Source organism: Desulfamplus magnetovallimortis, assembly GCF_900170035.1.
Taxonomy (GTDB): Bacteria; Desulfobacterota; Desulfobacteria; order Desulfobacterales; family Desulfobacteraceae; genus Desulfamplus; species Desulfamplus magnetovallimortis.
The window spans coordinates 179,571-189,702 of the sequence record NZ_LT828547.1; the positions used below are offsets into that span (position 1 = coordinate 179,571).

Here is a 10,132-nt window from a genome sequence, read left to right on the forward strand (position 1 = left end):
GATACAAATTTTCATATTCGGGGTGGCTGAGTCACAGCCATGTCCGTTTACTCAAAATCGACACTTAGTTGCATTTTTGGTATTTGGGCTTTTTACAGGGGCATCATCTTTGAGTTCTTATGCCTTGAAAAAAGCATGAAAGCTCTCAATAACCCGCTCAATATCCTTCCTGCTTACATCCAGATGTGTAACAAGACGAAGATTATCATACCCATTGATAAGAATGCCATGCTCCATCATGAATGTGGACAATCCACTGCCCCTCTTGCCTGTTCTGACAAAAACCATATTGGTGGATGCAGAATCAGGTGATATCTCAATCTCGTCAATGGAGGAAAGCCCATCCGCAAGGATAGATGCATTTTCATGATCCACAGAGAGCCTTTCTATATTGTTTTGAAGTGCGTAAATGCCGGCAGCAGCAAGAATACCGGCCTGACGCATGCCTCCTCCCAGCATTTTCCTCCATCTTCTGGCAAGCTTGATCATGTCACGGCTTCCACACAGAATTGAGCCTACAGGTGCACCAAGCCCCTTGGAGAGGCACACTGATATTGTATCAAAGGGAGCTGCAATATCCTTTGCATCAATGCCAAGTTTCACGGCAGCATTGAAAACTCGGGCACCATCCAGATGAAATTTCAACTGATGTTGCTCAACAAATTGTGCTGCATTCTCCATATAGTTCATGGGCAGAACTTTGCCACCCTGGGTATTTTCAAGGCATAAAAGGGTGGTTTTTGCAAAATGGTCGTCAATGGGTTTTATATGTGCTTCAACACGACCAAGATCAAGTGTGCCGTCAGTCTCAAACTCAAGGGGCTGGGGCTGGATGCTTCCGAGAACCGCAGCACCTCCTGCCTCATATTTATATGTGTGGGCGGTCTGTCCCACAATATACTCATCTCCACGGCCGCAATGTGTCAAAAGTGCAAGTAGATTGCTCTGGGTACCTGATGAGCAAAAAAGAGCATCTTCTGTTCCTATCATTTCCGCTGCAATGGCCTGAAGACGGTTTACTGTGGGATCTTCTCCATACACATCGTCTCCAACCTGAGCTTCTGCCATGCATGCACGCATTGAAGCATCTGGTTTTGTAACAGTATCACTTCTTAAATCAATCACCGTAGCAGTCTCGCTTTTTTAAAAAATAGTAGTTTATTCTCACGAATTTCTATGTTTTAATTCCAAATCTCCGGGTAAGATTTTGTATTGCCTGCTGCTGAACCATGCTTTGATAACTGCATGGACAAGGGTGGCAAGGGGTATGGCCAGAAAAAGTCCCCATGTTCCCCAAAGCCCTCCAAAAACAAGAACAGCAACAATTATGGCAACAGGATGAAGGTTTACAACTTCAGAGAGCAGAAGCGGTGCAAGAAGATTGCCGTCAAGGGCTTGAATCACCCCGTAGGCAGCAACAACATAGGCAGTTTTGGCAACAAAGCCCCATTGGAAAAAAGCAACAAGGGCAATTGGCAGAACCATAAGGGCAGCACCTATGTATGGGATCAACACTGAAAGCCCTACAAAAAGAGATAAAAGTACGGCAAATTGAAGATCGAAAAAAGCAAAAGTTGCGTAACTTACACCCCATACAATAAGGATTTCCCAGATTTTACCTCTGACATAGTTTGTAATCTGGATATTTACCTCGTTCCAAACCTTTGTTGACAGATCCCTGTTGTCAGGAAGAAAACCCTTGAACCACTGCAGGATAAGGTGCTTGTCTTTTAAAAAGAAAAAAATCAGAAGTGGAACCAGAACAAGATATACAATCACTGTAATCAGGCTTTTAACTGATGCAAGGGAAAATGACAAAATTTTCTGTCCCTGACTGTAAAGCTCCGAGGCAATGGCATTTACAAAATAGTCTATCTGAGATTTATTGATTATATCAGGATATTTTTCCATTGCCTCCATAAATGCTTTCTGTCCCTTTCCAAGCATTGTTGGAAGTGTCTGTATAAACTGGGCAACCTGCTTGGAAAGGAGTGGAACAAGCCCTGTCACTGTAACTATTACACAGGCCATGAAAAAACAGAAGACAATTATCACAGCAGGTGTTCTCGGGGTTTTAATCCATTCAAGCCTTTGAACCATTCCCTCAAGCAGATATGCAATCATGGCACCCATGAAGACTGGTATTAGCATATCTCCAAGAAGAAATACTGTGAGAAAGCCAGATATCAGCAAAAGCGTCAATATTATTATCTGGGGATCAGAAAAATTGCGGTTAATCCATTGGCGGAACATGTCAAACATGGGAATTCCTCTTCTTTTTTTTCATTTGAATATACCAATCTTCATGGCCGTAAAGTTGATCTGAGCAATCTGGACAGATACCATGGCTGAAGGAAGCATCGGAATGTTTCTGGATATAGGATTCCAGAATATTCCAGTACCCTTTGTCATCCCTGATTTTTTTGCAGTGTGAACAGATGGGAATAAGACCGCTTAATACATTTACTTTTTCAAGTGCGGCCTTTAGCTTTTTAATAAGGTTTTCTCGTTCTTCTTCTGCCTGCTTGCGTTCGGTTATGTCATTTCCTGAACTTAACGTGGCAATAATATTGGCGTCATTATCCATCATTATGGTATTATTCCAGGCGATCATTCTCTCTTTGCCGCTTTTTGTTACAATAGAATTTTCAAAATACTCAACTGACTCAATCTCCCCGGCCATTATGCGCCTGAAAACCTCTGCTGCCTGACTTTTTTCATTTTTCGGCACAAAGCGTTCAAACCAATTGGTGCCGATAATATCTTTTTCATCATAGCCTAAGATCGAACAGCCTTTTTTATTGATTAAAATAACCTTCTGATCAGGAGCAATGGCGACCATTATAACAGCAGCGATATCAAGATATGTTTGTGCATGGTCTCTTTCCTCTTTAAGGCTTTTTGTCCGCTCCTCTACAATGTGTTCAAGCTCGTCATGTGCTTTTTGCAGGTGCTCCTCTGCTTTTTGTCGCATCAAAAGCTCATAACTTATTTTCTGATATGATGAATATAAATATAAAGTCATTTCATTGATTGAAGATATCATCTGGCTGAGTTCATCATTAAAGTCAATCCCTTCACGTGGTAAAGCCAGTAACTTTGGTTTGTCTTTAAAATCAAAATGTTTTAAATAGGAACTAATTAACAAAATATGTTTTATAAGTAGGAAGTGGAAAAGAATATATATAAAAGTTGTTACAAGAAAAGTCTTAAGACTTTGGGCTATGAGAATCGTTATAAGGCGGCTGGACAAGCGGGAATAAACGGAAGACATGCTTGCAACTACTGTCAGATTTCCTATTTGACGGGATATGATCCTGCTTTCATAAATAAGAGGAATCTGCTTTTCAATATTAAATTTTGATATTTTTTCCCCAATTTTTATATTGATATTACTTTCACCTGTAAGTTCAATGTACTCAATGTCCCTGAGATTCAATATCCCTTCCAATTGAGATTGCAGCCCTTTTTTATTAAAAAACCACAACGCTTCAATGAGTGGTTGTTTAAAACTTGTCTCTATTCTCTGAAACTGGTCATCAATAACTCTTGTGTCTCTTTTATATTCAATGAGAAGCTGGATTGCGGTTATAAACAGGGTTACAATACCACTGAACAGCAGTATGTAAAACAAAAGCCGATATGCAATCCTGTTACTCATTTTTTTATAAAAATTTAAAATCATTGCATTTCCAATAAAAAAAGTTTCTCAATTACGCATGGCAAATGGACATAAGCAATTCATAGATTGCTTATTTTCGTGTTGTTTTCTCAAAGTCGTCACCTATGATCTTGTAAGCCTTGTTAACAGTGTCTGAATCAGGATTCCCAGGATTAACAAAGATAAGGCAGGATTATCTATCCTGAACATCCTATCCATCCTGGTTATCGTGATTCAGACAAATGCAATAACTTCTGAAAAAGCAATAAAAATGTCGATTTTGAGTATATTATTGGGCATCAATAAAGGCTTCATAGTATTGTCGAATGAGTTTCAGCTCTTTTTTATCGGTGTGGCCTATTTCTGTAATGCTGCGATATTCATCGGTCGTTTTTATCCTGCGTAATACTTCATTCCACTTTTCTATAATGCGCTTCCCCCACTCATTTTTTGTACAACACAAATAGACATAGGAATAGGGTTCCATTTCACTGATCGGGATGCTTGTTATTGAAGCTGTGTCATCACCTTTTTTATTATAGTATTCAGCAACAATTGGATATTCTATAGTGTAATCAATGCGGCCTGTGCTAACCATTTTTATCAATGATTCAGCTCTTGCCGAAACACGAGTCAGGTTGGAACCGGATTCATATTTTTTTAGTAACGTATCTACTTTTTCGGTAAAGGATCTGTTTTTCTCTGCATACCCATTAAAACGTTTGTCACTCAGTAAGGTTACAATGGAGTATGACTCCGGATTTCCCAGCTTATCAGCGTCTGCTTTTTTAATGATAATGGCATTGGGCAAAACAAAGGTATGGGGTATTGAGTAATAAACAAGATTCTCTCTATTGCCGCTTTTCAGACCAAACGGATAGCAGATATTATTATTTTGTTCCACTTCATGCCAAAATCTTGCCCAATTCATTATTTCGGTTACATGATCGTATTCCGGTAAATTATCCTGTGCCACCTTTAGAATATGATTGAATCTACCATTTCCTTTATCTTCTCCTTCCAATATCATCCATGGTGGCCAATCCAATATCATCCAGGTTATGCTATCTTTTGAGTAAACTTTTGATAGACAGGAAGAGGATGCAATAATAAATGTAAACAGTAGAAGAACGCATTGCCACAATTTAAGCAATAAAAATTCTTTACAAGGATTCCTCTTACCTACACTTTTCATAAACATAATGATCTCATTTTTTGCCTTACTCATAACTATTTTTGGTAGTGCATAAAAGTGTTGATATCTTTTTGTGAAAGCCCTGCTGAATCAAGGTTTGTGAAGAGCTCATCAACATATTTGGGACACCACCCTATTTTTTTTAAAGGATTGAGTATGAATCAAGTTTTGTCATCAAAAGGTGGTTGGTAAGATCACATTGAATGGGAGTTACTGAGATATAATGCTCCTCCAGTGCCGCATCATCTGTTTCAGGCTCATTTTCCACAGGGTCCATGCAGTCATACCAGTAATATGTATGTCCACGGGGATCTGTCTCTTTTTTAAATCGTCTGGAAACATTTCGGGTCGCCTGGCGGGTTATTTTAATTCCCAGCACCTCATTTAGATTTATGGCAGGGGCATTGATGTTAAGAAAGGTTCCCTGGTGAATTGTTTCAATAAGGCTTTGGGAGGCAAATGCATCAATGAATCTGGCCATCCCTGTGTAATCCATTATATCCCCTCTTTTTATGGAGACAGCAATGGCCGGTACTCCATTTATGGCAGCTTCCCTTGCAGCACCTGCCGTACCGGAATAATTGATATTAACGCCGGTGTTTGAGCCTGCATTTACACCGGAAATTACAAGATCCGGAGGAGTCTCATACAGCTCAAACAGGGCAAGTTTAACGCAGTCAGCAGGTGTTCCGGTAACAGAGTACTCTTCAGACTCCATTGCAGTTATTTTTTTTGCCATATTTTTCATCCTGAGAGGTTCGTGAAGGGTAATTCCGTGGCCGACAGCACTTCGTTCTCTGTCAGGAGCCACCAGAGTGACCTTGTGGCTGTATCGAAACTGTTCATAAAGGGCACGAATGCCAGGTGCCAGGTATCCATCGTCATTTGTCAAAAGTATATTCATTAATCCATTGCCTTTCATGTTTATTGGTGCTTAAATCTCGGGTTGCATCAATTTTATTTTATAACATGTTTTCAGCACGACTGTACAGGTATGATTGGAGCCATCAATGTATTCTATCCCCATTAACAGCATGAGAGTCTTTATTCCATTTGCCATGGGATACTTTCTCTCCTATTTATATCGCGTTGTAAATGCCGTTATTGCCCCTGATCTTGTTTTGGATCTAAATATTGATCCATCACAGCTTGGCCTGCTGACATCAACTTACTTTATATCCTTTGCATCTTCACAGCTTGCCCTTGGTGTGCTGTTAGATCGCTACGGACCAAGGCTTATCAATGCATCATTGCTGCTTATTGCTGCAACAGGAGCATTTGTTTTTGCCAGATCCCACACATTGACGGGGCTTGTAGTTGGTCGAGCATTGATAGGCCTTGGGGTATCGGCCTGTCTTATGGCAGCTTTTAAGGCATATGTAATATGGTTTCCTGAAAAAATCTGGCCAAGAGTCAATGGATTTCAGATGGCAGCAGGTGGAGTTGGAGCATTGACAGCAACAACACCTGTTGAATGGATGCTTAAAATAACCGACTGGAGGGGAGTATTTGCAGGACTTGCGGTTTTAAGCTTGGTTATTGCAGCAGTACTCTTTTTTGTTGTACCGCAAAAAAAAGCCATGAACAATTTGCCGAATGACAAGGATAAACAAAAACATAAAAAAAATGAATCCCTTAAAGAGCAGATAGCAGGCATAAGAGTTATCTTTTCAAGCCGGAACTTCTGGAGAGCAGCTCCTGTTACCACCCTTTCCCAGGCAACATTTCTTTCCATACAGGGGCTTTGGATAGGGCCATGGCTCAAAGATGTTGCAGGGCTTGAACGCCACGACATTGCAACAATATTGTCACTGACAGCAGTTGCAATGATAACAGGCTTTATTACACTTGGAATGGCTGCAGAAAGGCTTGAACAAAGGGGGATGGATCTGCTTCTTGTCTCAATAACAGGAATGGCAGTTTTTATGGCTGTTCAGGTATTAATAATTTTAGATATTGTATCAGGTGCCATGCCCTGGGTTCTGTTTGGTTTTTTTGGTACATCAGGAATTATTGCCTATGCCGGGCTTTCCAGAAAGTTTCCCGGATACCTTTCCGGAAGGGTTACCACAGGGATTAACCTCCTGGTTTTTGTTACAGCCTTTGTTGCTCAATGGGCAATTGGAGCCATTATAAAACTGTGGGATATGGGGGGGGCGGCGGTGCATGCTCCATCCGTTGCTTCAGCAATTAAAAATGGTGCATCCCAAACAGCACAGAACTATTATGCAGCTTCAGGATACAAAGCGGGATTTGCAATAATGCTTATGCTTCAACTGGCAGCGGTCATCTGGTACTTTATTTCCTCAAAATCGACATCTTATTGCTTTTTTAGAAGTTCTTGCATTGGTCTGAATCAGGATGCCCAGGATGCTCAGGATTTACAGGATAAAAATCTTGAGCATCCTGTAAATCCTGGTTATCCTGATTCAGACAAATTCAAGAAATGCCAAAAAGTCCAACAAGGTGTCGATTTTGAAAATTCAAAGAACCCTAATTTTTAGCTTTGACAATGCAATAGGTTTCGAGTTTGAGTACTTAAGAATCTAAAGTGATGCATATCTGTTATCCAACAGGGTTTTTAATTTAACATATTCTCGAATCAGCCTCTCATGCATCTCTTCAGTGTTTGCAAGCGATTTTTTTGCTGCCATTTTTTCAATATCCACAATCACTTTATGTAATGATTTTGCACTGAAATTGGCAGCCATGCCTTTAAGAGCATGGGTGTTTTTTGCAATACCATCAAAATCCTTTTTCATAATAGAGTCGTTGAGTTTAGGAATTTGTTTCTCAAATCCACTGATGGCAACGGGAAGCATTTTTTTGAATATCGCCATATTGTTGCCGCAACGGTTAAGAAATTCCACATGGTCAAAAATATGGTTTTCAGCTTCAAAATCAATCTTATCTTTTTGACTCTCCTGATTATCTTGCTCTCTCTTATCATCCTGATTATCTTGTTGCTCCAGATCTTCATGATTTAAGGAAGAATTAATTTGATTATGATTAAATTGTGCTGCAATTACATTAAAAAGAAGATCAGGCTCAACTGGTTTGGTAATATAGTCTGTGAATCCTTTAGCCATAAAACGGGCTCTGTCTTCGGACATGGCATGGGCTGTCATGGCGATAATTGGGATATCTGAATTTGTCATATTTGATTCCCGAATATTCCTGGTGGCTTCAATACCGTCCATTTCCGGCATTTCTATATCCATCAATACCAGGTCATAGGACTCTTTGCTGATGAGTTTCAAGCCCTGTTTTCCATTGTATGCGATATCCACCGACACTTTAAATCTTTTAAGAATTTCTGAGATCACTTTCTGGTTAAAGAGATTGTCTTCAACAATCAGAATTTTTCGTCCGGAAAGGGGAAACGCTCTGTCCCGAAAAGCCTTTGTCATTTTTGGAATATGAACTTTTGCTCTTTTTTCAAATAGTGCCGTAAACCAGAATTTACTGCCTTTGCCTTCAGTACTTTCAACACCGACTCTTCCGCCCATCATTTCAGCCAGTTGCTTGGAGATCACCAGACCAAGTCCTGTACCGCCATATTTTCGGGTGGTAGAAGAGTCAACCTGTGAAAAGGACTTGAATAGAAGGTTTAACTGGTTTTCAGGAATACCGATACCTGTATCAATGACAGTAAACCGAAGCGTTGTGTGAAGATCATCTTCATTTTGATTTGAAATATGGATGGTGACACCACCGGTATTGGTAAATTTTATGGCATTGGTTGTAAAATTAAGCAGAATCTGACGCAAACGAAGAGAATCACCATAAAGAAAGGGAGAGACATCAGATTCCATATGGCAATTCAGATAAAGTCCCTTTTCTTTCGCCTTGGGAGAAATCAATCGAATGATATCATCAATCTCCTGCTTGAGACCAAACTCCACAGCTTCCAGTTCCAGTTTTCCAGCTTCAATTTTGGATAAGTCCAGAATATCGTTAATCAAAGAGAGTAGAATTTCCGAAGATTCCAAAACGGTTTGTGCATAGTCATGCTGTAGTGGTGTCAAGTCTGTTTCCATGAGAAGACGGGTCATGTTGATGACAGGATTCATGGGTGTCCGGATTTCATGACTCATATTGGCAAGGAATCGGCTTTTGGCAAGATTTGCGGCCTCAGCAGCTTCTTTTGCCTGTTTTAGGGCATTTTCATGTACACGTCGGTCAGTTATGTTAATAAAGTTTGCAATGCCTCCGGTGAGGTTTTCCTCCTCATCAAAAAGTGGGGCGGCATTGACTGAAATCCAGCGCTGTTCACCCTGTTCATCAATCAATCCGTGCTCAATCCCTGATACAACCCTTTGCTCAGTCATGGCAATGGCAAGTGGAAATTTTTCAGGAGAAAAAGGATTGCCATTGTCGTCGATACTTCTCCAGTCAGGGTCATTAAAATAGCGTTTGGTAATGACATCATATTGAACATTGAGGATTTCACCGGCAGCAGCATTGGCATAAATAATCTGTCCATCAGAATTGACCTGAACCACTCCTGTGACAAGATGATTCAGAATATACTGTAAACGGTTCTCTTTGGCACGCAGCGCCTCTTCCATTTTCATTCGTTCCGTGATGTCGATCAACACCCCCTGGATGCCCACGACTTCATTATTTAGAATGTTCGGGGTACTGGATGTTCTTACCCAGCGAAATCCATCTGTTTTGTGCAGCATACGCCATTCAATGGGTTGGGCTTTTCCGTTCAATCGATCCAGCAGGGTCATATTGATCAGGGCAATATCATTTGGTACGACTAATTCTGATACATGGCAGCCCATAAGTTCATCTGCCCGAAATCCTGTAATGTTATGTATTACAGGTGAGACGTAGGTCACTTTTCCTTCAAGATCAAGAGTATAAATGGCCTCGCTGATATTTTCCACCAGCCGACGGTAACGCTCCTCACTCTCCTGCAAACATCTGGTACGTTCTGCCACCTGAGCCTTAAGCTCTTGATTGCGCTGGGCAATGGCATTGAGCCGCCAGCGATAGCCCCCAAAGAGAAGCGTCAGTAGCAGCATAAGGGTACAGGCCTGAAACCAGATCGTTTTCCACCAGGGTGGCGTGATTATTATTGCAACAGAAGCTCCCATCTCATTCCAGACACCGTTATCATTGGACGCCTTGACCCGAAACGTGTAGCTTCCCGAAGGAATATTGGTATAGGTGGCTTTCCGGTCTTTGGAATCGGTCTTGATCCAGTTTTGATCAAATCCTTCCAGCATGTAGGCAAATTGGTTGCGGTTGGACTTCCGGAAATT

At 40.8% G+C, this 10,132-nt stretch carries 7 protein-coding genes; 1 reads left to right on the forward strand and 6 read right to left on the reverse strand.

Annotated elements, in window-relative coordinates; translation table 11 throughout:
* Positions 1–117: 117 nt before the first annotated feature.
* The 5 genes from ltaE to surE form a co-directional block, all read right to left on the reverse strand.
* Positions 118–1,125, reverse strand: coding sequence for a low-specificity L-threonine aldolase (gene ltaE / locus MTBBW1_RS14840; RefSeq protein WP_222424069.1), 1,008 nt, complete (start codon positions 1,123–1,125; stop codon positions 118–120).
* Between the two features lie 39 nt (positions 1,126–1,164).
* The gene (locus MTBBW1_RS14845; RefSeq protein WP_080804543.1) at positions 1,165–2,262 is read right to left on the reverse strand and encodes an AI-2E family transporter; all 1,098 of its coding nucleotides are present in this window, start codon (positions 2,260–2,262) and stop codon (positions 1,165–1,167) included.
* Complete coding sequence (locus MTBBW1_RS14850) at positions 2,255–3,685, reverse strand: PAS domain S-box protein (protein WP_080804544.1); 1,431 nt, start codon at positions 3,683–3,685, stop codon at positions 2,255–2,257. Before MTBBW1_RS14850 ends, MTBBW1_RS14845 begins: the two co-directional genes overlap by 8 nt.
* A gap of 265 nt (positions 3,686–3,950) precedes the next feature.
* Positions 3,951–4,889, reverse strand: a complete 939-nt coding sequence (locus MTBBW1_RS14855) for a TIGR02285 family protein (protein WP_080804545.1) — start codon at positions 4,887–4,889, stop codon at positions 3,951–3,953.
* Between the two features lie 109 nt (positions 4,890–4,998).
* Complete coding sequence (gene surE / locus MTBBW1_RS14860; RefSeq protein WP_080804546.1) at positions 4,999–5,760, reverse strand: 5'/3'-nucleotidase SurE; 762 nt, start codon at positions 5,758–5,760, stop codon at positions 4,999–5,001.
* 106 nt (positions 5,761–5,866) lie between these two features.
* On the opposite strand from surE, the gene MTBBW1_RS14865 reads away from it, so the two are divergent.
* Positions 5,867–7,360 carry an MFS transporter gene (locus MTBBW1_RS14865; RefSeq protein WP_080804547.1) on the forward strand — a complete coding sequence of 498 codons (1,494 nt, stop codon included), beginning with the start codon at positions 5,867–5,869 and terminating at the stop codon, positions 7,358–7,360.
* A gap of 42 nt (positions 7,361–7,402) precedes the next feature.
* Here MTBBW1_RS14865 and MTBBW1_RS28420 read toward each other — a convergent pair.
* On the reverse strand, positions 7,403–10,132 hold a 2,730-nt coding region (locus MTBBW1_RS28420; RefSeq protein WP_186441338.1), incomplete at its 5' end, for a PAS domain S-box protein.